A 23,815-nucleotide genomic window follows, 5' to 3' on the forward strand; every position below is an offset into this window, starting at 1 on the left:
AATAAAGTGGGACTTGTTGAGTTTATGATAGAATCTTTTTCTATGTTAGATGTACGTACTAACTTTGACCATTGGATGAAAGTGTATTCCCAAAATTTCGTTAATTCATAAAAACTACATTATTTGAAGACATTTGTTGAAAAACATATTGTAGATCTTCTTAAAACTGGAGATGAGCGAGCCATAGGGTTGTTATATGACCATTATGCGCCTGCGCTCTATGGTGTAGCTATAAAAGTAACACACGATGAGGAGCTTGCACAAGATGTACTTCAAGAATCTTTTGTAAAAATCTGGAAAAACGCACATAAGTATGATGCAGACAAAGCGCGTCTATTTACGTGGCTTTTTAGGGTGGTCCAGAATACGGCTATAGACAAAGTGCGCAGTCGTAAAAGAAAAATGAATAAAGAAGTCCAAACAGACGATTCTAACGTATATCATTTACAGTCTACATCACTGGCTATAGAACATATGGATTTGCAAGAGCATACAGATGGGCTAGAAGATAAGTATCGTGTGGTGATAGATGCGTTGTTTTTTCAGGGTATGACCCAGCAAGAAGCAAGTGATGAGTTAAACATCCCGCTGGGAACCGTAAAGTCAAGATTAAAAATAGGCTTGAGGGAACTGCGTAAATTATTTGGAGTTTTATTTTTGATGATAAGTGTGTTATGAGTGATAGAGTGTCACAATTTTTAGAAAGCGATTTGTTGGAGCGTTACCTTATGGGAGCTACATCACCTATGGAGTCTCAAGAGGTTGAGTACTTTGTAGCAAAGTTTCCTGAGGTAAAAAATACTTATAATGAGCTACAAGAAAACTTAGAAAACTATGCAGCATCTTATGCTGTAGATGTGCCTGGTGATTTACGAGCAAAGATTTTAAAACAAACAAAGGCTAAGCCTAAAAGAGCGTTGCCACTACTAGCTATTGCAGCTTGTACCATAGCAACTCTTTTTGGACTTGTGGCAATGATGATTTATAATCAAAATCAAGAACTTCTAGAAGACAGAAAGTTTACGTCAAACTTGCTAGAAAATCTTAATGATGACATTGTTTCAAACAGGCAGATGTTGCAATCTGTAGAGGAGCAGTTTATGATACTTAATAACACAGCTACTCAAAAATATATTCTTAAAGGTAATAATAGAGCAAATAGACTAGAGGCTGTAGCTTATATTAATGAGCTAGAAAAAAGATCTTATGTACACGTAAATACACTACCAGAGCTTCCAGATGAGCAAGTGTACCAGATGTGGGCCTCTGTAGATGGTAAACTTGTACCTCTAGATATATTAAAAGTCACAAAAGATAACCTCGTAGAGATCCCTTATGAGGAGCGTATGGCAAGCATAAATGTCACTATAGAGCCTAAGGGAGGTAGTAAAGAAGCAACTAAGGCAAATGAGGTTGCTACCATTAAGTTTGATCAAGAACAGCAGATACCTATCCCGTAAAAAACTTTTACGTCCTACTTGATTTCTGTATCTTTGTACAAAATAATTGTATGGAATTACTCTTGATAACATTAGTCCTTCTAGCACTATCGGTAGCAGGAATTGCGATAAAAATTTGGGCAAAAAAAGACGGTAAGTTTGCCGGTACTTGTGCCAGCCAGAGTCCATTTCTTAATAAGAGTGGAGAAGCTTGTGGTATGTGTGGTAAAATGCCCGAAGAAATGGGTGATTGTTCTGGAGATAAGTAAGCATAACAGCTATTGGAACAATTTTATCCCGCACTATTTTATACTTTAATAGGAGTCACGTTTGTAAACGTGGCTTTTTATGTTTTCTACTGGTTGTTCGCTTTCGCGAAAGCGTCCCAAAAACCTAATACCTCATTACCACCAGTTTCTGTTATTATTTGCGCAAAAAATGAATCGCAAAATTTACAAAAGAATGTCTCGGTCATTCTAGAGCAAGACTATCCAGAATTTGAAATTATTCTCATAAACGACGCTTCAAGTGATGATACAGAAGAGGTGATGGAAGCCTATGCTCTCGCTCATAAAAATGTACATCAAGTAAATGTGGTAAATAACGAAGCCTTCTGGGGTAATAAAAAATATGCACTTACCTTAGGTATAAAAAGAGCTACACACGCACATATGGTTTTTACAGATGCAGACTGTGTGCCTGCCTCTCCACAGTGGCTTAGGCATATGGCAGGCTCTTTTGTTGCTAAAAAAGAGATCGTACTAGGGTACGGAGCATATCAAAAAATAAAGGGTTCATTTATAAATAAACTCATTCGTTTTGAAACTCTAATGACTGCCATACAGTATTTTACCTACGCAAAGGCTGGTAGACCTTATATGGGTGTAGGCCGTAATCTTGCTTATACTGCAGCTATGTTTTATGAGCAAAAAGGGTTCATAAACCATATGAAAATCAAAAGTGGCGATGATGACTTATTTGTAAATCAAGCAAGTACTAGAAAGAACACAGCCCTACAATATCACCCAGAGTCTTTTACGATAAGTACGCCTAAAACCTCTTTTGGTGCCTGGATTACTCAAAAGCGTAGACACATAACTACGGCTAGTCATTACAGGTTTATAGAGAAATTTTTATTGAGTCTTTTCTATGTGAGTCAGTTGTTGTTTTTTATTGTTGCTATAGTAGTACTTGCCCTAATGTACAGGTGGGAGTGGGCGCTTGCTGTAGTGGGAGTGCGTTATTTTATAGCTTGGCTTGCTGTAGGTTTTAGTGCTGGAAAGCTTAGAGAGAAAGACGTGGCTTATTTTTATCCTATTTTTGAGATAGTACTTGTGTGCGTGCAATTGAGTATCTTTATAAGTAACCTTATCTCAAAGCCCACTAAGTGGAAGTAACTCCAGAAAAAATTCAACTTGAAATTACGAGAGCAAAAGCTGGAGAGCAAAGTGCTTATAATTTCTTGCTCAACTCCTTTTGGAGTGAGGTATATGGTTTTCAGCTCAAGCGTACTAAAAATGCTTATGATGCAGAGGATATAACCATACAGACATTTTCTAGAGCCTTTGCAAAAATTGATACTTTTAAAGAGGAGTACAAATTTGCAACCTGGCTAATTACCATCTCAAAAAACATCCATATAGATATCATAAGAAAGAAGGAGTCTTCTATACGTTCTAAAATCTATGATGGTGATCAAGAGCGTGTTTATAAGGTTGCAGACCTTAATCCTTCACCAGAAGATGTGCTCATCAAGGAGCAAAACCTAGCGCAACTTTTAGGTTTTGTAAAGATGCTTAAGCCTCACTATCAAGAGATGATTAATTTACGCTACTTTCAAGAGATGAGTTATAAGGAAATGGCAGAGCATCTGGATGAACCTATGAGTAATGTAAAAGTAAAATTACTACGTGCAAGGAGATTGCTAGCAGATATAATTAAAAAGGCAGATCATTGAAAGCGGTGCCTTTTAAAAAGCTGGGCCCGGGTTTACTCTTTGCCGGTGCCGCCATAGGTGTGTCTCACTTGGTACAAAGTACGAGAGCAGGAGCAGACTTTGGTTTTGGTCTTTTATGGGCGCTCATACTCGTTAATATTATAAAATATCCATTTTTTCAGTTTGGGCCTCGTTATGCTTCTGTTACAGGTAATAGTTTACTTGTGGGGTATAAAAAACTAGGAAAACCCGTGCTCTGGGTGTATTTCTTTTTGACCTTAGGAACAATGTTTACTATACAAACAGCTGTGACTATTGTCACGGCAGGTATTGCTGTTCAGCTATTTGGTATATCTAGTGATATAGCTATATGGAGTGTGGCAATAACGTTGTTATGTGCTGCTATATTAGCAATAGGAAAATATCGGATATTAGATAAGTTGATGAAAATTATCATCATCACACTCACTATAAGTACACTGTTTGCTGTTTTTTTTGCTTTTCGCGAAAGCGTAATAACACAAGGTACAGGCGCTACGACAAATTTAATTCAACTACTTCCCACCGAAGGTGCGGCAATCGCTTTTTTAATCGCCTTTATGGGGTGGATGCCGGCACCGCTGGACATCTCAATATGGCATTCTTTATGGACATTAGAAAAAGGAGATAGAGGAGAGGAGGCCGTGCGTAATTCTATTTTTGATTTTAATGTGGGGTATGCAGGTGCTGTAGTACTGGGTGTTTGTTTTATGACACTGGGAGCACTTGTAATGTATGGTAGCGGCGAGACATTTTCATCAAAAGGTGGGGTTTTTGCAGGCCAGCTTATTAATATGTACACGGCAAGTCTAGGTGACTGGGCAACGGTGCTTATAGGTGTAGCTGCTTTTACAACTATGTTTAGCACCACACTTACCACACTAGATGCGTCGCCTAGAGCACTTGAGGCAACAACAGCCCTGCTAGGTATAGGTTTTAAAAAGAAGGGGTATCTATTCTGGCTTCTAGTTCTTATACTCGGGACCTGCGGAATATTGTTTTTCTTAATAAGTGAGATGGGGGTGCTGGTAAAGCTGGCTACGATACTTTCATTTCTCACAGCTCCGTTTTATGCAATTTGTAATTACCTTTCTTTTATGGATAAAGAGATTCCTGAATCCCATAGATTATCTCTAGGTATGCGGGTGCTAAGTATCGTGAGTATTATAGCCTTAGTAGGTTTTAGTATTTGGTACGTGATTACTCTGTTTTAGTCGCTGGGGCAACTTGCTATTTTAACTATTGCTCAAGTGCGTGTATTTACTCGTTTAAAACTATCTTTGCCCCTTATGCAATTTGACTTACTTACTACAGATCCTGCTTCAAAAGCGAGAGCAGGAAAACTTACTACAGATCACGGTGTTATTGAGACACCTATTTTTATGCCTGTTGGTACCGTTGCTTCGGTAAAAGGGGTGCACCAGCGCGAGTTGAGAGAAGATATAAATCCAGACATTATTTTGGGTAATACGTATCACCTATACCTACGTCCTAAAATGGATATCTTACAGCGCGCAGGAGGATTACATAAATTTATGAACTGGGATCGCCCTATCCTTACAGATAGTGGAGGTTATCAAGTATACTCGCTTTCTAATAGACGTAAGATTAAGGAAGAAGGAGTACGTTTTAAGTCACACGTAGATGGGTCTATGCACCTTTTTACTCCAGAAAATGTGATGGAAATACAGCGCCAGATAGGGGCAGATATTATGATGGCTTTTGATGAGTGTACACCGTATCCTTGTGATTATAGGTATGCAAAACGCTCTATGCATATGACACATAGATGGCTAGATCGTTGTATTAATCATTTTAATAAAATTCCTGCGTTATATGGTCACGAGCAAGCACTCTTCCCTATAGTACAAGGAAGTACGTATAAAGATTTAAGAGCACAGTCTGCAGAGTATATTGCAAATGCTGGTGCCTTTGGAAATGCCATAGGAGGTCTTTCTGTAGGAGAACCGGCAGAGGAGATGTATGGTATGACAGAGGTTGTAACAGCTATCTTACCTGAAGAAAAACCTAGATATCTTATGGGTGTAGGTACACCTATAAATATTTTGGAGAATATTGCGTTAGGTGTAGATATGTTTGACTGTGTGATGCCTACTCGTAATGCACGTAATGGTATGTTATTTACAGCTCACGGTAGTATTAATATTAAAAATCTCAAGTGGGAAGATGATTTTTCTCCTATAGATGAGATGGGTATTACTTGGGTAGATACAGAGTATAGTAAGGCTTACTTACGTCACTTGTTTAAGTGTCACGAGTTATTAGGTATGCAAATTGCTACTATACATAATCTAGGATTTTATATGTGGCTCGTACGTGAGGCAAGAAAACATATTTTGGCTGGAGATTTCTCAACTTGGAAAGAGAAAATGGTTAAACAAATGGATAATCGTTTATAATTGAAAATATTAGATTGGTATATCATAAAGCGCTACATCGGGACATTTGTCACGATGCTTGTGCTATTTATACCTATAGGGATTATCGTAAACCTTGCCGAAAAGATTGATAAAATTCTGGCAAACGAGGTACCCTTTGGAGAAGTAGCCTTGTACTACCTTAATTTTACAATCTACTTTGCAAATCTGTTATTTCCTTTATTCTTATTTCTCTCGGTAATATGGTTTACCTCTAAGCTTGCAAACAATACTGAGGTGATAGCCTTTTTGAGTAGTGGGGTGTCTTTTACACGCTTTTTGCGTCCTTATCTTATAGGTGCCACAGTAGTTTGTGCTGGAGCCTTTATAATGGGTACGTATCTAGCTCCAAGAGCAAACAAGGGTTATAACGAGTTTATCTTTGAGTATCTCAAAAAAAATAAGAAGGATAAAAATACAAGAGATGTATATAGACAGATAAACGCTGGTGATTATATCTACGCGAGTAGCTTTAACCCGCGCACAAAACGTGGTCGTAATTTTACTTGGGAGCATTTTGAAGGTAATAAAATGACCTATAAGATGAGTGCTACTCAAATAAGATTTAATGAAGAAGATACAACCTATACACTCTATGGTTTTAAAAAACGCATTATAGGAGAAGATGGAGATGTGCTTATAAAACAAGCGAAAATAGACACCACTTTTGCGTTTGACATAGATGACCTAACCCCTGTAGAGTATATAGCAGAAACACTTAACACACCAGAGCTTAGAGAATTTATAGCAAAAGAGAAGGCAAGAGGGTCTTCATACATAAGCCGTTATGAGGTAACGTTACAAAAACGTTACAGTCTACCTGTAGCCGCATACATACTCACAATTATAGCAGTAGCCGTAAGTGCAATGAAGCGTCGTGGAGGTATGGGTATTAACCTCGCATTTGGTATTGTGTTAGCCTTTGTATTTATATTTTTTGATAAAGTTTTCGGTACTCTAGCAGAGCAGTCAGACTTCCCGCCACTGGTAGCAGTCTGGACGCCTAATATTCTATTTGCAATACTTGCAGCATACCTCCTCCAAAATGCAAAACGATAGACTCAAAGCCTATTTACATTTTCATCTTATAGTTTTTATCTGGGGCTTTACGGCCGTGCTTGGCGCGCTTATCACTATAGATGCAGTGCCACTTGTATGGTTTAGAATGGGGCTCGCCAGTTTATTTATATTTATCTATATAAAAGTACGTGGTATCTCTCTTGCGCTTTCGCGAAAAGCGTTACTGGGTTTCTCTATTGCGGGTCTGGTTATTGCCATACATTGGCTTACCTTTTTTGGAGCGATAAAGGCATCTAATGTTTCTATAACACTGGCTATGATGAGTACTGGGGCCTTCTTTACAGCCTTGCTTGAACCTATTTTTTATAAACGAAAATTAATCTGGTATGAGCTTCTCTTTGGAGGAATTGTAATAGCTGCTTTATATATGATTTTTGAGGTAGAGACGGCATATCGTACAGGGATATTACTAGCCTTACTTTCTGCTTTTTTATCTGCCGTATTTACCTTGATAAATGGGAAGTTTATTGCAAATCATAACCCTACTAAGATCTCATTTTATGAGTTACTTATAGGTACAGCTTGCATCACTTTATATTTTGTCATAGCACAGCCAGCTACATTTTTTTCTATGGAGTTTTTTAATCTCCCTACGATGGACTGGGTGTACATAGGCATACTAGCCTCTGTATGTACGGCTTATGCCTTTATAGCTGCTGTAGCTGTGATGAAACATTTGAGTCCATACACTATAATGCTTACTATAAATTTAGAACCTGTTTATGGGATATTGCTAGCGTTTATGGTGCTAGGCGATGCAGAGCAAATGAGTACAGAGTTTTACTACGGAGCCTTAGTTATACTTGCTGTGGTAATCGCAAATGGCATCTTAAAAAACACTAAAAAATTCAAGGCTGTTAAAGAGGCTTGAGTCTGTTAAGAAAACCATTATATTTGTAGACTAATCCTAACCGAAAAGATAGTGTCGTAAGACACCATAAAACCCTGAAGATGGAATATTTAGATTTCGAATTACCCATTAAAGAGCTTGAAGAACAACTGGAGAAATGTGCCTTAATAGGGCAAGAAAGCGATGTTGATGTTACCCAGACTTGCAAGCAAATAGAGAAAAAACTAGCTGCTACCAAAAAAGATATTTATAAAAATCTTACAGCCTGGCAACGTGTCCAGCTGTCTAGACACCCTAACCGTCCTTATACATTAGATTACATAAACGCCATCTGTGGAGATACTTTCTTAGAGCTACACGGAGATCGTAATGTAAAAGATGACAAGGCGATGATAGGTGGCTTAGGTAAAATAGACGACCAGTCGTTTATGTTTATAGGGCAGCAAAAAGGTTACAATACAAAAACACGCCAGTACCGTAACTTTGGTATGGCAAACCCAGAAGGATACCGCAAGGCACTACGCCTTATGAAAAGCGCCGAAAAATTTGGAGTACCTGTAGTATCTATTATAGACACACCAGGAGCATACCCAGGTCTTGAAGCCGAAGAGCGTGGTCAAGGAGAAGCAATTGCTCGTAACATCTTAGAGATGACACGCCTTAAAGTGCCTATCATTGTAGTGATTATAGGTGAGGGAGCCAGTGGTGGAGCCTTAGGTATAGGTGTAGGAGATAAAGTATTAATGCTAGAAAACACTTGGTACTCTGTAATTTCACCAGAGTCTTGTTCTTCTATATTATGGAGAAGTTGGGAGTTTAAAGAGCAAGCTGCAGAGGCGCTTAAGCTTACTGCAAAAGATATGAAAAAGCAAAAAATCATAGACGAGATCGTAAAAGAACCACTAGGTGGTGCTCACGCAAATCGTCCTGAGACTTTCCTTACAGTAAAAGATTCAATTCTGAAAGCGTTTGATGAATTTAAGAACTTATCACCAACAGAATTAGTAGATCAGCGTATGGAAAAGTATTCTCAAATGGGAGTCTTCAAGGGCTAACAAGACCTTTTTCACTTGATGCCATAATCCGCACTTTGTAAGTGCGGATTTTTTTACCCTTATTAACAATATTTTCAAGTTATTAACAGTTGCATTGTTAATGACCTGTGAGTACTACGCTTTCGCGAAAGCGTAACTCGCACAACTATTTTTTTACATTCGTAGCTATGGAACAAACCAAGCCAAAACCAGCATATAATACTTCTAAGGGTCAGGTAATTAGCCTTGAGAAAGGTAAAATACCGCCACAAGCACTTGATCTTGAGGTGGTTGTGCTGGGTGCGCTTATGATTGATAAGAAGGGTGTAGATGAGGTAATAGACATCTTATCACCAGAGGTTTTTTATAAAGAACAGCATAAACACATCTTTGAGGCGATACGCGTACTCTTTGAAGAAGGGCAGCCAGTAGACTTATTAACCGTTTCTGAGCAGCTCAAGAAAATGGCAAAGCTGGAAGCGGCTGGAGGTGATTATTACCTTATACAACTTACTCAAAAAGTAGCCTCTTCTGCACACATTGAGTACCACGCACGTATCATTTTACAGAAGTTTATACAGCGATCACTTATTAAAATCTCAAATGAGATTATAGAAGAAGCATATGATGAGACCACAGATGTTTTTGACCTACTAGACACTGCCGAGACTAAGCTATATGAAGTAACGCAGGGTAACGTAAAGCGTAGTTCAGAAAGTGCGCAGAGTCTCGTAATACAAGCTAAAAAGAAAATTGAAGAAATTGCAAATCAAGAGGGGCTCTCGGGTATACCTACTGGTTTTCATAAGGTAGATGAGCTTACCTCAGGATGGCAACCATCAGATTTAATTATCGTGGCGGCTCGTCCAGGTATGGGTAAAACGGCTATGACCCTTACGATGGCTCGTAATATGGCGGTAGACCAGAATGTGCCTGTAGCCTTCTTCTCTCTGGAGATGTCTTCTGTGCAGCTCATCACACGTTTGATCTCGTCTGAGACGGGACTCTCGTCTGAGAAGTTGCGTACTGGTAAACTAGAAAAACACGAGTGGGAACAGCTTAACGTAAAGGTAAAGAGCCTTGAGAAAGCACCACTATTTATAGATGACACACCGTCGCTTTCTATTTTTGACTTACGTGCAAAGGCGAGACGTCTAGCATCACAGTTTGGTATTAAAATAATAATGATTGATTACCTCCAGCTTATGACAGGAGGATCTGCAAATAAAGGAGGCGGTAACCGTGAGCAGGAGATCTCTATGATTTCTCGTAACCTTAAGGCACTTGCAAAAGAACTTAGTGTGCCTGTAATCGCACTATCGCAGCTATCGCGTGCGGTAGAGACGCGTGGTGGTAGTAAACGACCATTACTGTCTGACCTTCGTGAATCTGGAGCGATCGAGCAGGATGCAGATATTGTATCATTTATTTACCGTCCAGAATATTATAAGATAGAGGAGTGGGATGATGAAGAGCGTAGCCCGACTGAAGGTCAAGGAGAGTTTATCGTGGCTAAACACCGTAACGGGGGTCTAGATAACATCCGTCTTAAGTTTATTGGTCACCTAGGTAAATTTGATAACCTAGATGAATTTACAACACCGTATGAGTTTGCAAGTAGTATGAATGCCGCTGCAAATGATGATACCTTTAATCCTAATGCACTACCTAGTGCAGATGACGCCTTTGGCGGTCCAGCACCTGGGCTACCTAGTGAAGAAGAGGATGATGGAGTTCCTTTTTAGAACATAATGTAATTACAGAAAAAGCCTCAATAGTATTGCTATTGAGGCTTTTTGTTTTTATAACAATCCACAATCTAGAGTTCATCTTTTTTTAGGATGTCTTTTGGCACGCTGCTTGTCATAACAAATCCGTAAATTTCACGTTATAAAATTGATGATGAAAAAACTCTTTATACTCTCCTTTTTGATATTGAATTTCGCTTTCGCGAAAGCGTCATACATCCTCATACCTATGGATGTAGAGACACAAAAGGAACACCTCAAAGCCTATGGGATTACCTACTGGTCACTTAATAAAAGCCAGAAGGTAAAATGGTTACTCAACTACCGTGGTGGGTCATTTTTATTACCAGATACAGAGGAGGTACGCCGTGAGTGCACCATACGTGGTGTCTCTTATGAGGTACTCTCAGATAGTCAGACCGAAAAAATTCTTACAGAGATTGCGAGCCCATCGCAAAATATGGAGGCTGTCGTATTAGAAAAAGCACCAAAAATTGCCGTTTATACGCCAGATAGTAAAGTGCCGTGGGATGATGCCGTGACGATGGTACTTACCTATGCAGAGATTCCTTATACGACTATATATGATAAAGAGGTACTAAGCGACCAACTTATATTATATGACTGGTTGCACTTGCATCACGAGGATTTTACAGGACAGTTTGGAAAATTTTACGGAGCCTACAGAGCAGCACCTTGGTACATAGAAGAAAAGAAAGCCGCCGAAGCACTTGCTGCCGAGCTAGGTTACAGCAAGGTGTCTGAAGAGAAGCGAGATGTTGCTTTAAAAATACGTGACTACGTAGTGGGCGGTGGTTTTATGTTTGCAATGTGTAGCGCGACAGATAGTTTTGATATTGCACTCGCTGCAGAGGGTGTAGATATTTGTGAGCCTATGTTTGACGGAGATCCTAGTGATCCTAGTTATAGCTCAAAGATTGATTTTAAAAAGACCTTTGCTTTTAAGAATTTCACGCTAGAGCGATCGCCTACTATGTATGAGTTCTCATCTATAGATATGACCCGCAAGCGCAAGATTCCTTTTAGTACAGATTATTTTACGCTTAAAGATTATAGTGCAAAGTGGGATCCTATCCCTACAATGTTATGCCAGAACCATACGGCACTAGTAAAAGGATTTATGGGGCAAACTACGAGTTATGACTCAGAGGTTATAAAATCTAATGTGCTCGTGATGGGCGAAAATCTTACTAATGGTGAGGCACGTTACATACACGGTATAAAAGGTAAGGGCTTTTTTACATTTTATGGAGGGCACGACCCAGAAGATTACCGTCACCGCGTAGGAGACCCAAAAACAGAGCTTGAGCTTCATCCTAACTCACCTGGGTATCGTCTTATACTTAATAATGTATTGTTTCCTGCGGCTCGTAAGAAAAAACAAAAAACCTGATTACGTTGTTACGCCTATTTTACATACTGTGTGCAGTTGCACTTATGGCTACTGCAGATGCTCCAGAGCGATTTGCGTGGAGCGAGACACGTGCGTTGCAGTGGTCAGATTTTAAAGGATCGCCGGGTACGCTAGATGGCTGGGCAGCTAGTTCTAGTACGGGTATGAGTCAGGGGTATGCGACAAATGGTCAAGGTTTTTTAGATAAAAATAGCATTACCGTTACGGCACATTTTTATCCAGAATACTCGTGGGTGAGACATAAAGAAAAAACAAAACACCTGCTCGCACACGAGCAAACACATTTTGATATTACAGAGGTCTATGCTCGTAAACTTCAGGCACGCATTGCTGCCTATAACTTTACAGAAAATGGCCTAGAAGAAATTAAAGCCATTTACCAAGAAGTAGAGCAAGAGCGCATTGCTACCCAAAAGTTATTTGATAAAGAGTCTAACCACTCTATAGATCATATGAAAGAACTACAATGGGAGCTTAGAGTAGCTAGATGGCTCGATGGCAACTTTGAAGAATGAGGTAATACGTATTCAAGTTACTGCATAAAAAAACTGGATTCTCATTTTTGAGAATCCAGTTTTTTTATGTGTTAGCCTAAAGCCTAAAGCCTAAAGCCTAAAGCCTAAAGCCTAAAGCCTAAAGCCTAAAGCCTAAAGCCTAAAGCCTAAAGCCTAAAGCCTAAAGCCTAAAGCCTAAAGCCTAAAGCCTAAAGCCTAAAGCCTGTTTTTAGTTGTAAAAAGGTACTTCTACGCGTGCATTACCCCACGCCATATGTAAGTGTGCACCTTTATCTTCTGGAGTAAATTCCATACCAAAATATTCTATAGACTCATCTTCCATAGTAACTGGTACTGTGATACGTGCTACGTCATTTTCTGGTTTGTAAAAATAAGATCCCCATACGTTAAGGTCAGAGCTTAAAATTACTGTCCACTCCTTACCGTTAGGCATTGCATACATTGTGTACGTTCCAGCTTTTACCGGTGTAGTACCTAGTTTCATATCCTTATATAATGTAACCTCTACAGCCTCATTTGCTCCTAGTCTCCACACTTTACCTTCTGGGGCAAGTTTAGAGATCTCACGTCCTTTAAGTTGTGGTCTGCTGTAAGTCACTTTTATGTCTTTATTTGCCTCCTTGTAATTTGTAGGGAAAGCAGCCTGGTCCATAGGACTCTTGTCTACATTAAAATCTTGAGCATTAAGTGATGGTGCTGCTACAAAGGCAAGAGCAACCATAGCAGTCATTAGTACATTTTTCATAGTTAATTAATTTTTGTGTTAAAAGCCCTATAAGGCCTTGGGTTATAGTGTAAAGTTAAGACGTAGGTCGGCAATATTTATTAAAACTTTCAAAATGTTTTTAAAGTACGCTTTCGCGAAAGCGTATACCTATACATTTACATACTTACTCTGTATATAGTTACAATTTGTAATCATAATTGCCATTTACGTTTTATTAATGAAAGTGTAAGTGCATCTTTGACTTATCAATAACAAATAAAACAAGTATTATGTGTGGAATTGTATGCGCCTTTGATCTAAAGGAGAAAGCCGAAGATTTACGCCCCCAATTATTAGAAATGTCTAAAAAAATTCGTCATAGAGGACCGGATTGGAATGGAGTTTTTAATAATGAGAATGCGATAATGACTCACGAGCGTCTCTCTATAGTAGATCCCGCTTCTGGAAAGCAGCCTTTGTTTTCAAAAGATAAAAGCCTTGTGCTTGCGGCAAATGGGGAGATATACAATCACAAAGAGCTGCGTGAGCAACTTACGGGCGACTATGAGTTTCAAACAGCATCAGACTGTGAGATTATACTCGCGCTTTATAAAGAGCACGGTCACGATTTTTGTGATATGCTCAACGGTATTTTTGGGTTTGCACTCTATGATGTAGAAAAAGATGAGTACTTCGTTGCTCGTGATCATATGGGTATCATCCCTTTATATATGGGATGGGATCAACACGGTACTTTTTATGTAGCCTCAGAGCTTAAAGCATTAGAAGGGGTTTGTTCAAAAATAGAATTATTTCCTCCGGGACACTATTATTCTAGCACAACGGGAGAGCTTACTCGCTGGTACACCCGTGACTGGATGGAGTATGGTAATGTAAAAGATAACGAGTCTAGTATAGAAGAGTTACACGATGCACTTGCGGCCTCTGTAAAACGCCAGCTTATGAGTGATGTACCTTATGGGGTATTACTCTCTGGAGGTCTAGACTCCTCTATCACTAGTGCTGTGGCAAAGCTCTACTCTGAGAAGCGTATAGAGTCTGGTGATAAAACCGGAGCGTGGTGGCCACAGTTACACTCTTTTAGTATAGGGCTCAAGGGGTCCCCCGACCTTGCGGCTGCTCAAGTAGTGGCAGATCATATAGGCACTGTACATCACCCTATAGAGTTTACAATACAAGAAGGGCTAGATGCCATAAAAGATGTAATCTATCACCTAGAGACTTATGATATCACTACGATAAGAGCCAGCACCCCTATGTACCTTATGGCTAGAGTAATCAAGTCTATGGGAGTAAAAATGGTACTCTCTGGTGAGGGTGCAGATGAGATTTTTGGTGGCTACTTATACTTTCACAAAGCGCCTACGGCAAAAGATTTTCACGAGGAGACCGTACGTAAACTAGACAAGTTGCATATGTATGATTGCTTGAGAGCAAACAAGTCACTTGCAGCCTGGGGTATAGAAGGACGTGTTCCCTTTTTAGACAAAGAATTTATGGATGTGGCAATGCGCCTCAACCCAGTAGATAAAATGATCACCAAAGAACGCCGAAGTATGGAAAAGTGGATCTTACGTAAGGCGTTTGAAAAATACCTTCCAGAAAGTGTAGCCTGGAGACAGAAAGAACAATTTTCTGACGGTGTAGGCTACTCTTGGATAGACACACTTAAGGATGTGGTAGATCAAGCAGTAAGTGCTACCCAAATGGAAAACGCACACCACCGTTTCCCAACGCATACACCACAAAACAAAGAAGAGTTTTATTACCGCAGTATTTTTGAAGAGCACTTCCCAAGTGATGCTGCAGCGCTTTGTGTACCATCTGTACCTAGTGTGGCGTGTAGTACGCCTATCGCACTAGAGTGGGATGAAGCATTTAAAAATATGAACGACCCATCAGGTAGGGCAGTAGCATTTGTGCACGATGATGCCTATTAAGATTTTTGTTTTATTAGTTTAATTGTAAAGAACCCACTTGTAATGAGTGGGTTTTTTTACGCTTTCGCGAAAGCGGACTCATACCCAAAAAATAAAAAAGCCTTAGTAGGGGACTAAGGCTTTATAATCATTAAGAGGGGGATCGGGTATTTATACGGTCTCGGCTTTCCAAGCAAATTTTTGGAAAGGCTCATCTACTGGCGTATTTGCGATGTGGTTTGTGTAGTTACTTATCACCTTTTGAGAAAGACCCAAAATGATATCTAGTACTTGTCTCTCACCATATCCTGCAGCATAAAATGTATCAAGATCTTCTTGAGTTACATTACCACGGTTACGAGTTACTGTAAGTGTGAAGTCACGTAGTGCCTCAAGCTTCTCAGACGGTAAGGTAGTCTTGTTGCGTAGGGCATCTGTGATGGCAGCGTCTACTTTCATCATATGTGCAATCCCTGTGTGTGCTGGTACACAGTAGTGGCACTCGTGCTCTACATTAATAGTTTGCCATACAACGGTAAGCTCATCATTATCAAAAGAAGACTCACCAAATAATTTGTGAAGTGTCTGGTAAGCTTCTAGTAGTTGAGGTGACTCAGCTAGTACGCCGTGTAGGCCTGGTACCATTCCAAAGGCTTTAAGAGATCCCTCAAGTAAAGGCTTACTTTCTTGTGGTGCAGAGTCAATGTCGTGAATTTTTAAAGTAGTCATAATTTTTCTTTTTCTAGTTATTGTTAATTATATCTAAACAATCGTTTAGTTTTAGGTTAAAAAAAACCGTTACTGGTTTTTAAATATGTTTTCTATATAATGTGATAATTGCTCTTGTGTAAACATCCTCGTGGCAGATGAGAGTCCAAACATTGCAATAAGCAAGTAATCTGCCTGTGCTGCAATTTCTTGCGGCGTCTTAGTGCCATCTTTTGCAATGATGCTTGCAAATATGGTTTTAATCTCACCGGTAAAACTCGCTAGTGCATCTTTAATACCTTGGTCTGCATCTGGGCCTATCTCATTTGCTGTGTTAGTTACTAGGCACCCTTTACCATACTCGGTCTCTCTGGTAAAAGCTATAAAGTTGTAAAAGTATTCTTTTATACCTGCTACGCCTTTTTGTGTTGCCTTGAGCTCATTTACAAGCGTGTACAGCTTCTTTTTATAACAAGCAATGCTTTCTAAAAAAACACCGTTTTTACTGCCAAAGCTTGAGTAAATAGAAAATTTATTAATCCCCATTTCCTTTTCAAGCATTTGCATAGAGGTACCCTCATAGCCGTTACGCCAAAAAAGGTTCATCGCTTTCTCGATCACCAGGTCTTCTCTATATGCTTTTTTTCTTGCCATACTTGTAATAGGATACAAAACTAACCACTTGGTTAGTTATTGCCAAGTTTTTAACGTTTATTTAGTGTATGGTGGCTAGAAGAGGTGTGTTAGTTTGTTAAGATCACTAGCATTATCTAGTTTGTAAAAATGCGGTACTTGCCACTTCTGTGTGGCAATGGCTTGCTTGCTCGTAGGTACATCCCAGGGAGGGTAGACTCTAAAACCGCGCTTGCCTTCTTTGTGAGCTGTGCTTACTATCGCCTTATCTCGCAAGCGGTCTTTTGTAAAAACAAATACGCCCCTCTCGGTCTCGTTGCTTGCATAGATGATGTAATAATCAAAAAGGTCATCTATGTGAAAAGGTACAATAGGTGCTATGCCCTCTCTTTTCCAAAAAGTCACAAACTGCCCTACTTTTTTTGGCGTCTGTTTGGCTTTTCTGTAGATGATGGTTTTTTGACCGACTATAAAGCTACAGCCCTCATATGCTTTGCTCTCTGTATCTTCTGTATACTGAGACAGCTCCAGATGATGTGGAGCAAAAAACAAGTCTATAAGTGTGCAGAGCAATGGATGCATTTATGAGTTAGCTTGTAGCTGTTTTTATGGTCTGGGTAAATGTAGTAGGTGGCACCACTACATCTACTTTCCTTTACGGCTCAATGCCCTCTATCTTTTCAATGGTTTCTTTAAAGAGCCCAAGCAAAAACTGTAGTTTTTGTGCATCTCCAGAGGCGCTGAAGGTTTTATCTCCAATCTTTACACTATACCAGTCGTTCTTATTTTTCTCGTTAAGTATTTGTGGGATAGCCAGTGTAGCCAGTGAGGTGTTAGACACATCTATCTCTACTTCCCAGCCGGGGTTATCTGTGGTGTTTATTTGTATGGCTTCGCCTTGCTCCCAGGTGCCGTCACAGTTGTTTAAAAACCACTGTTGTATCCAGTCTAGTATGGTATCATTCATAAGGTGTTTTTTTATAAGGTATTTGCAATGTGTTTGAGTAAAAACGTCTCGCGCTCTATACTCATCCCCTTTTTTGAACTCGTTGCTATGGTATGCTCATTATGAGCAATGGCCTCTTGTATGGGGATCCACACGGCTTTCATCCCGTTGCTCGTCTCATAACGCTCTAGGCTTGCAGTGCCCAGTTCTTTATGTACCTCACAGGTGTAGCAATAAGAGATCATATGCTGTATATCGTGCGTGGGTTTATACCACGGCCTGTACTCCTCATAGGTGCCGTAGGGAGTAATGTTTGTAATACCCATCGCACCCGTCTCCTCGCGCAGCTCTCGCATCATACCCGTGATGATATCTTCACCCTCATCAAGACCACCGCCAGGCAGGCTGTAATCTTCATAACGAGCGGTATACATAAGTAGTATGTGATCACCTTGTATCGCGATGCTCCTTGTGGTAAGCCGCTTGATGATAGACTTGCCCTCTAGGCTTGTGATATCTGGGTGATAGTGTGTCTTTAAGTGTTGCATTGCGGTAACGTATGTAGCACGCAAAAATACCTACTTAATTCCCTTTATGGGGCTATATAGGTCGTAAAGTATAATGTAGTATGAACACGCTTTCGCGAAAATAAAAAATCACCCGTTCCTTTGGGGTGGGTGGTTTTTTAGGTTGTTGAGGTTTCTTGACAGAAAACGAAATTTGCCATCATAAAATCAGGAAGACCCTAAGATGAGAATTATGGATTAAAATGAGTTTAAAAAGGCTCCTTTTTTTTACTCATTTGTTTGTTATTTAATTTTAACGGCCATATCTTCTAATAACTCAAAAAATTCAAGTAAATGATATTTTGTTCCGTCTCGTTTAGAAGTTAACATCAAATACTCACCAACGCTTGGTGTTTTAAGTGGATTTGTACCATAATAACTTCTCAATATTCTTTTGAAACCACTTAAAGATTCAACTGAATTGTGAGCAATATGATTTCTTAATCTTTTGTATTGTGTTAATTCAGTTCTATTTACTGTGTAAGGTAATTTAATAGGATAACCATCTTTCAAATACAATTCAGACCTATCAATTACTGTATTTGGCGAATTCCAATCAAGAAACTGCATAGAAGATTTTATCAAACTTTCGGCGTGAAAGAAATCTTTTGGTTTTAAAAATGACTTGACTTTCGTTCCATTAGTTCGTTTTTTCTCCTGCGTATATAGTATGAAAACATCGCGAATTAAGTTTTCATACTCTCTGAAAGCGTTAAAGAATATAGACTCGGTTAAAAAATAAAGTTGTTTTTTAGATAAATTATTACTTTGAAAGTTAGTTTGATTTGTTGAATCAAATTTTTTTAAACTGTTAATTTGAGAACTGAAGTCATTATAAGCAGCCGATATTTTTATTCGTTTTTTAGCCATAAATACTAAAGTGCTGCATTTAATCTTGTACAAGTGAAATTTGCACGAACTAAACGAGCACCTGTATCTGTAGTTGCTCGTCTTGTATAGTTTATGAATTCTTTGTAATCTGCTGGTATTTCTGCATCTTTATCCTCTGTGAACTCATCATATTTCAAACTGATTTCGTCCAATACTATTCTTACTTTACCAATATTTTTTTCCGTAATCTTTGGTCTTGGTGTTTCTTCCAATCCATTTAATCCATAAAGACTATGTCCAACTGCCGTAAAAAGAGTGTAAAATAGTTGCGGTCTTCTCCAATTTGTTCCTTTCAGCTCTTCTGCGGGATAAATTGACCCTATATAGGTCATTATTTTATCAAACTTCCTTCTTGCGTTTTCTAAATCACCTTCATCTTCTTCATATTTTTTATAATAGCTTTCTATTCCTTTGTTTGTTTTTACTGTGTCAATTAATGAAACGAATAAGTCAGCTGTCATTTCTGCCTCCCCCATTCGACTTACACTTGCTTTTGTTAATACACCTGCATCAATGTAATATCTAACATACTTTAATCCATAAGTAAAAATTGATTGTTTAAAATAACCAACATACCTTGCATTATATATTTCTTGAGTTTTAAGCTTTACAGTGTACGAATTAATCCTTGCAAAAATGTCTAATATCTCTTCATAGGGCATATTGAATAAAAGATCGACCCCAAGTTCATATTGCAAAAATTCATCTTGAATATCTTCAGGCAGGTCATCAAAATTTTTTCCGGCAAATTCTTTATTATGTACACGACTAATTTTGAAGTCACCATTATAAAAACCTAATATTGTTCTTAACCTTTGTTGACCATCAACAACAACTCGAACATTCTTTTTTCCTTGTAATTTTTGCGATAAAAGTAGTTTTGGAATTGGTTTTCCTCTTACAATTGTATCAATCAAATAGGATTTTGCTTTTTCAGTCCAAACATACCTTCTTTGAAATTCTGGCGATAATTCTAATAGTCCATTTTCATTCCATTCAATAAAATCGGATATGTTATATGTTCTTGTATCGAAATTTTTCATTTGTTCTTTTATGTATATTCTTTAATGCACCACAACGGTCGTATATGTTGCTCGTAGTATGCAAATTATCGATTTAATTTCGGTTGAGCACAAGCCAGATTTTTAAATTCTACTATTTATCTTTTATTGAAAATCGTCAATTTTAAAAATTTGCCAGACTTGCAAATATGCCTTAATTTTAATTAAGCAACTAATTAGCTATGAGTTACATATGTTGTTGTGAGCTGGCTTTTTGGCGCTTCTTCTTTTCTGTTATCACTTTTATCTTCGATTCCATTGTCCATTCATTAGTATTTTCTACTAACAAATCTAATTCAGCTAGATGCACATAAAAATCTCTAAAATGTGTTTTATGTGGTGATTCTATTAAATCTTCTACTGCTTGAGAGATTTTCTCATAAACCTGAAATAGTACGTCTACTTGAACAAAATCTATTGTATTTATTTTAGTTGTGGTTTCTAAATTTGTCGCTGTGTTTTCAGAATTTAAAGCAACTTTCCATTGTCCGTGGGCAATTTTATTTCTAAGTTGACTAGGCTCAAGAATGTATTTTTTTATTAGTCTATCTAATGCTAGCTTTTTGTTTTGAACTTCTCCAGCATTTTTCATATTCTGAATTTGTTGAAATGCTAAATTCAAACATTTAGTCCATTTGTCAGCTAGATTTCTTTGAGACATTATTTGGTTTATTAACTCGTCAGAAAATCCATATGGTGTATGAATCATTTTTAAGAAACAAGTTTCGGCAAAAGAAGAATATACTAAAGCGTAGGTTTTTGTCAAAGTTGTTATAAAATCCGTTGATTTATTACGAATAGATTGATTTACTAATTGATTAATCTTTTTTCGATTCTTCTTTAGTTCTTTGACATTTTCAACAGATGCTTTATATATTTCTAACATAATTTCTTTGGTTATTCAAGGCGGGTAATGAAAATCTAAATTCGCATTACCCGCCCGGAATTGAACCGGGATTTCCCATCGCTGGGCGTTTTACCTTGTTAAACTACAAGTCCTCTTTAAATATTTTAACTTCAACCGAATGTTTCTTTAGCTTGCTCATAACGAGCATATAACAGCAAGTTTACTATTTATGGCCTCTAAGCCCAGTAAAACTGTATACTAGTTAATTATTTTAGTTTAATAGGTCGTATCTCGTTTTTGGTTGCATAAACGCAACCTTATAAACAGCGACGCTACAGCCCTCTAAAATACAGTACTGCTATCATACTTCTTTACGGATTTCCTTATTCTGCGCACATTTTTATAAACATTTTCCTACAAAAGGGGTTGTAGGGTGTAAGGTTGTGCGTGGTAACTTTCGCGAAAGCGTACTACATAAAAAACGGCTACCTAGTGAAAGGTAGCCGGGTTTTTCAAAGAATGCACTTTACGTTTTATTTTGTTGTTTAGGTTTTGAATTTTTAAAATAAAACGTAATAGCGCATAGGGAGATCTCTGCCAGCTAAAGCTATTTATTCAAACGGTACTCTAATCTTTGTCTCTTTTACGTCCATCCTTGTCTTATTTAAAGTTACAGTTATGGGTTCTTCTCTTTCCCTATCGTATTCAACTATTTCAAAAGTTTTTACTTCTTTTATAGACACTACTTTTACATCGACATCAATACCTTGTATTTGATTATCATTATGTAATCCAATGTAAAAAGTTCCTTGCGTGATGTTTGAATTTTTCCCATATGCAGCAACACCTTTACCGGTATCGTATTGTAAGTATTCTAGCCCATTTATAAATTTTTCAGCATTTTCATAATCTGGGAGAAATGTATAAAATACATCTTCACCAGTTTTAGGTATAAGCAACTCTGATACTGTACCCACTGCTAGCCCTGCAAGTGGGGTCCCATAAATTGCTGAAACTCCGTTTGCTAATTCACCCACTGCTCTTGCATTTTCTTTATATGCTTGTTGAGCTTCTTGACCAACACCAATCCAATATGCCCAAGCAATTAATCTTTCTTCTTTCAAATCTGATACCATAGGGTTGGGAAGATCTACTCTTAAGTAGGTGCTACTTCTATTGTCATTATAATAAGAGTGAACGCGCTGGCTTTTATTGAAAAGAATATCTTCTATGTTTTCGGTTTTGACTAATTCTCTTACTTTTTCCTTATACTGAATTTTTTTATAACCCGTAATACTGTCAATTGTATAGGGTGTGTAAATGGTATCCCTTATGGTCTTCCATTTCCAATTGGTATTGAATTTTTTTGTGGATTCATCAGCAGGAATTCTGAAAATTTTAATTTTGCCTACCCTTTTTGTTAAAGAAGAACTGTAGAATTTAAACTTGTAAAGTCCTTTGTTCCTTATATGAATTTGTTTTTTTGAGATTTTTTGCACTTTAAAATCAGCAAAAATCTTATTGTTGGGCATTTCATAAACCTCAACTTCTTTTATGTGTTTGCCTTTTACCATTTCAAAGTCAAATTCAATAATATCACCTTCGGCAAAACTGAAAAACAGTTCCTCTGTTTCGTCAAGGTTTAATGAAATTGTAGATTCTGTTACTAAAATAGGTTTTTGAGAAGCAAATAAGTTTTGTGATATAATAATCAAAATTCCGAATAGTACTTTTTTAGTCATATAGTTTTATTTATTTAATGGTTTAATGAGATCTTTCAATAATTGTCTGATATACAAACTGCTGTTTTTTTATTCTACGCACATTTTCCTACAAAAGGGGGTGTAGGGTTGTGGGTGATACTTTTCGCGAAAGCGCAACAAAAAAAACGGCTACTCGGTAAGGTGTAGCCGGATTTTTGTGATTTTAATGAGTAAAAACTTTTACTTTAGTCTCTGATACCGTCAAAGAACCAATATTCATTACGGTTCACTAACTCGATAACAAATTCTTTTGAACCTTTGGTAGAAGTACTGTCAATTAAAGAGGTTAAAACAAAAGCCTTATTTTTTTCAATTCTTACATTCTGGACTTCTATGCTAATATTCTCAGATTCAGCCAAAAGTTCAGTAAATTTTCTGTGAGCTTTTTTGTTAGAAATTAGGTTCATTTCAGGAAGGTATGCCGCCATCAGAAACATTGTATGTGCGTCACTATAGTCTTTTAAATATGGGTCGTTGAAGTATTTTAAATTAGAAAATTCCCCACTTGTAACCGCTTTAAAAAGATATAGAACGACATCCTTTGGTGATTTTTGTAATGGATAAACAAAAGCCTTTTCACTTTCTGGAGATGACAAATAGCTTTGTATGTTTTTCTGCATAGTAACGAAGACCTCTCTATTGCTTTTTGCCTCAATTATGTTCTTTTCGTTTTCTACAGAATCATACCTGTAACTATACCTAGATTTCCGATTTAGCGCATCTTCTAGTGCATTTGAGGTGTTAGAATCAGCTTTGGATAATATATCTTCTAGTTCCTTATTTCTTTGTTCAATTCCGTCTTGTAAAAAATACTTTTCTAATTGATCAGTGATTTCAATCTTTTTACCTAGACTTTTTTGAATTGAACCACTAGAGTCACCACTAGCATTTGAGTTGATATCGCTTTTACAGCTTAAGTTTAAAGCTAAAAGAATAAGTAATAGTTTTTTCATAATTTCTTGATTGATGTTTTTAAGCATTAACTGTAAATAGGTTTTTCCTACATTGAAACCTCGAAAATATGTATTTTGAAGTATATTTCATTACGGATTTCCTTATTCTTATTAAATTTTTATGATATTTTCCTACAAAAAGGGTTGTGGGGTGTGAGTGGCAACTTTCGCGAAAGCGTCGTTATGAGTTGCTGTTGCACAAAATTGTGCGCTCTTCTTGGGTCTACCGTTTTGCTAATAAAACGTTAAAAAGGTTTTCTTAACTTCGTCGTGTCAATGGTGACAAG

General features: G+C 37.8%; 25 protein-coding genes. 14 read left to right on the forward strand and 11 right to left on the reverse strand.

Annotated elements, in window-relative coordinates:
* Positions 1-123 precede the first annotated feature (123 nt).
* From ACJJVM_RS11220 to ACJJVM_RS11280, 13 genes are all read left to right on the forward strand, one after another.
* The gene (locus ACJJVM_RS11220; RefSeq protein WP_021778301.1) at positions 124-678 is read left to right on the forward strand and encodes an RNA polymerase sigma factor; all 555 of its coding nucleotides are present in this window, start codon (positions 124-126) and stop codon (positions 676-678) included.
* The gene (locus tag ACJJVM_RS11225) at positions 675-1,460 is read left to right on the forward strand and encodes an anti-sigma factor domain-containing protein (protein ID WP_298347718.1); all 786 of its coding nucleotides are present in this window, start codon (positions 675-677) and stop codon (positions 1,458-1,460) included. Before ACJJVM_RS11220 ends, ACJJVM_RS11225 begins: the two co-directional genes overlap by 4 nt.
* A gap of 50 nt (positions 1,461-1,510) precedes the next feature.
* Positions 1,511-1,708, forward strand: a complete 198-nt coding sequence (locus tag ACJJVM_RS11230) for a hypothetical protein (RefSeq protein ID WP_035325349.1) — start codon at positions 1,511-1,513, stop codon at positions 1,706-1,708.
* Positions 1,709-1,720: 12 nt separating this feature from the next.
* Positions 1,721-2,836, forward strand: coding sequence for a glycosyltransferase (locus ACJJVM_RS11235; RefSeq protein WP_405211719.1), 1,116 nt, complete (start codon positions 1,721-1,723; stop codon positions 2,834-2,836).
* The gene (locus ACJJVM_RS11240; protein ID WP_298347723.1) at positions 2,827-3,396 is read left to right on the forward strand and encodes an RNA polymerase sigma factor; all 570 of its coding nucleotides are present in this window, start codon (positions 2,827-2,829) and stop codon (positions 3,394-3,396) included. The genes ACJJVM_RS11235 and ACJJVM_RS11240 overlap by 10 nt, the downstream gene beginning before the upstream one ends.
* Positions 3,393-4,628 (forward strand): NRAMP family divalent metal transporter, encoded by a 1,236-nt coding sequence (locus ACJJVM_RS11245; protein WP_298347725.1) that lies wholly within the window; start codon positions 3,393-3,395, stop codon positions 4,626-4,628. Before ACJJVM_RS11240 ends, ACJJVM_RS11245 begins: the two co-directional genes overlap by 4 nt.
* Positions 4,629-4,703: 75 nt before the next feature.
* Entirely contained in the window at positions 4,704-5,834 is a 1,131-nt protein-coding gene (tgt, locus tag ACJJVM_RS11250) for a tRNA guanosine(34) transglycosylase Tgt (protein WP_021778307.1), read from the forward strand.
* Positions 5,835-6,911, forward strand: a complete 1,077-nt coding sequence (locus ACJJVM_RS11255) for an LptF/LptG family permease (RefSeq protein WP_298347729.1) — start codon at positions 5,835-5,837, stop codon at positions 6,909-6,911.
* The gene (locus ACJJVM_RS11260) at positions 6,898-7,803 is read left to right on the forward strand and encodes a DMT family transporter (protein WP_299149851.1); all 906 of its coding nucleotides are present in this window, start codon (positions 6,898-6,900) and stop codon (positions 7,801-7,803) included. Before ACJJVM_RS11255 ends, ACJJVM_RS11260 begins: the two co-directional genes overlap by 14 nt.
* 80 nt (positions 7,804-7,883) lie before the next feature.
* The gene (locus ACJJVM_RS11265) at positions 7,884-8,837 is read left to right on the forward strand and encodes an acetyl-CoA carboxylase carboxyltransferase subunit alpha (RefSeq protein ID WP_021778310.1); all 954 of its coding nucleotides are present in this window, start codon (positions 7,884-7,886) and stop codon (positions 8,835-8,837) included.
* A gap of 167 nt (positions 8,838-9,004) precedes the next feature.
* The gene (gene dnaB / locus ACJJVM_RS11270; protein ID WP_298347734.1) at positions 9,005-10,561 is read left to right on the forward strand and encodes a replicative DNA helicase; all 1,557 of its coding nucleotides are present in this window, start codon (positions 9,005-9,007) and stop codon (positions 10,559-10,561) included.
* 157 nt (positions 10,562-10,718) lie between these two features.
* Positions 10,719-11,978 (forward strand): asparagine synthetase B, encoded by a 1,260-nt coding sequence (locus tag ACJJVM_RS11275; RefSeq protein ID WP_299149847.1) that lies wholly within the window; start codon positions 10,719-10,721, stop codon positions 11,976-11,978.
* A 5-nt stretch (positions 11,979-11,983) separates the two neighbouring features.
* Entirely contained in the window at positions 11,984-12,514 is a 531-nt protein-coding gene (locus ACJJVM_RS11280) for a hypothetical protein (protein ID WP_405211720.1), read from the forward strand.
* A 208-nt stretch (positions 12,515-12,722) separates the two neighbouring features.
* Here ACJJVM_RS11280 and ACJJVM_RS11285 read toward each other — a convergent pair whose 3' ends face one another.
* Positions 12,723-13,259: a DUF2911 domain-containing protein gene (locus ACJJVM_RS11285; protein ID WP_405211721.1), complete on the reverse strand. Its 537-nt coding sequence runs from the start codon at positions 13,257-13,259 to the stop codon at positions 12,723-12,725.
* A gap of 251 nt (positions 13,260-13,510) precedes the next feature.
* Between ACJJVM_RS11285 and asnB the strand changes: the two genes are divergently transcribed.
* Positions 13,511-15,181 (forward strand): asparagine synthase B, encoded by a 1,671-nt coding sequence (gene asnB / locus ACJJVM_RS11290; RefSeq protein WP_405211722.1) that lies wholly within the window; start codon positions 13,511-13,513, stop codon positions 15,179-15,181.
* Positions 15,182-15,331: 150 nt separating this feature from the next.
* Here asnB and ACJJVM_RS11295 read toward each other — a convergent pair whose 3' ends face one another.
* The 10 genes from ACJJVM_RS11295 to ACJJVM_RS11340 all read right to left on the reverse strand — a co-directional run bounded on the left by ACJJVM_RS11295 (position 15,332) and on the right by ACJJVM_RS11340 (position 23,528).
* A complete protein-coding gene (locus ACJJVM_RS11295) occupies positions 15,332-15,889 on the reverse strand; it encodes a carboxymuconolactone decarboxylase family protein (RefSeq protein ID WP_298347745.1) in 558 nt (185 codons plus the stop codon).
* Between the two features lie 69 nt (positions 15,890-15,958).
* Positions 15,959-16,522: a TetR/AcrR family transcriptional regulator gene (locus ACJJVM_RS11300; RefSeq protein ID WP_405211723.1), complete on the reverse strand. Its 564-nt coding sequence runs from the start codon at positions 16,520-16,522 to the stop codon at positions 15,959-15,961.
* 75 nt (positions 16,523-16,597) lie between these two features.
* Positions 16,598-17,083, reverse strand: a complete 486-nt coding sequence (locus ACJJVM_RS11305) for a MepB family protein (protein WP_405211724.1) — start codon at positions 17,081-17,083, stop codon at positions 16,598-16,600.
* Between the two features lie 73 nt (positions 17,084-17,156).
* Complete coding sequence (locus ACJJVM_RS11310) at positions 17,157-17,468, reverse strand: immunity 53 family protein (protein WP_405211725.1); 312 nt, start codon at positions 17,466-17,468, stop codon at positions 17,157-17,159.
* Between the two features lie 11 nt (positions 17,469-17,479).
* Positions 17,480-17,995, reverse strand: a complete 516-nt coding sequence (locus tag ACJJVM_RS11315; protein WP_405211726.1) for an NUDIX hydrolase — start codon at positions 17,993-17,995, stop codon at positions 17,480-17,482.
* A gap of 261 nt (positions 17,996-18,256) precedes the next feature.
* Positions 18,257-18,883, reverse strand: coding sequence for a hypothetical protein (locus tag ACJJVM_RS11320; RefSeq protein WP_405211727.1), 627 nt, complete (start codon positions 18,881-18,883; stop codon positions 18,257-18,259).
* Between the two features lie 5 nt (positions 18,884-18,888).
* Positions 18,889-19,947, reverse strand: a complete 1,059-nt coding sequence (locus ACJJVM_RS11325) for a DUF262 domain-containing protein (RefSeq protein ID WP_405211728.1) — start codon at positions 19,945-19,947, stop codon at positions 18,889-18,891.
* 205 nt (positions 19,948-20,152) lie between these two features.
* Positions 20,153-20,851 (reverse strand): hypothetical protein, encoded by a 699-nt coding sequence (locus ACJJVM_RS11330; RefSeq protein WP_405211729.1) that lies wholly within the window; start codon positions 20,849-20,851, stop codon positions 20,153-20,155.
* A gap of 572 nt (positions 20,852-21,423) precedes the next feature.
* The gene (locus ACJJVM_RS11335; RefSeq protein ID WP_405211730.1) at positions 21,424-22,554 is read right to left on the reverse strand and encodes a hypothetical protein; all 1,131 of its coding nucleotides are present in this window, start codon (positions 22,552-22,554) and stop codon (positions 21,424-21,426) included.
* Positions 22,555-22,760: 206 nt separating this feature from the next.
* A complete protein-coding gene (locus tag ACJJVM_RS11340) occupies positions 22,761-23,528 on the reverse strand; it encodes a hypothetical protein (RefSeq protein ID WP_298347762.1) in 768 nt (255 codons plus the stop codon).
* Positions 23,529-23,815 lie beyond the last annotated feature (287 nt).

This window comes from Dokdonia sp. Asnod2-E02, assembly GCF_045063915.1.
In the GTDB taxonomy this organism is placed as follows: domain Bacteria; phylum Bacteroidota; class Bacteroidia; order Flavobacteriales; family Flavobacteriaceae; genus Dokdonia.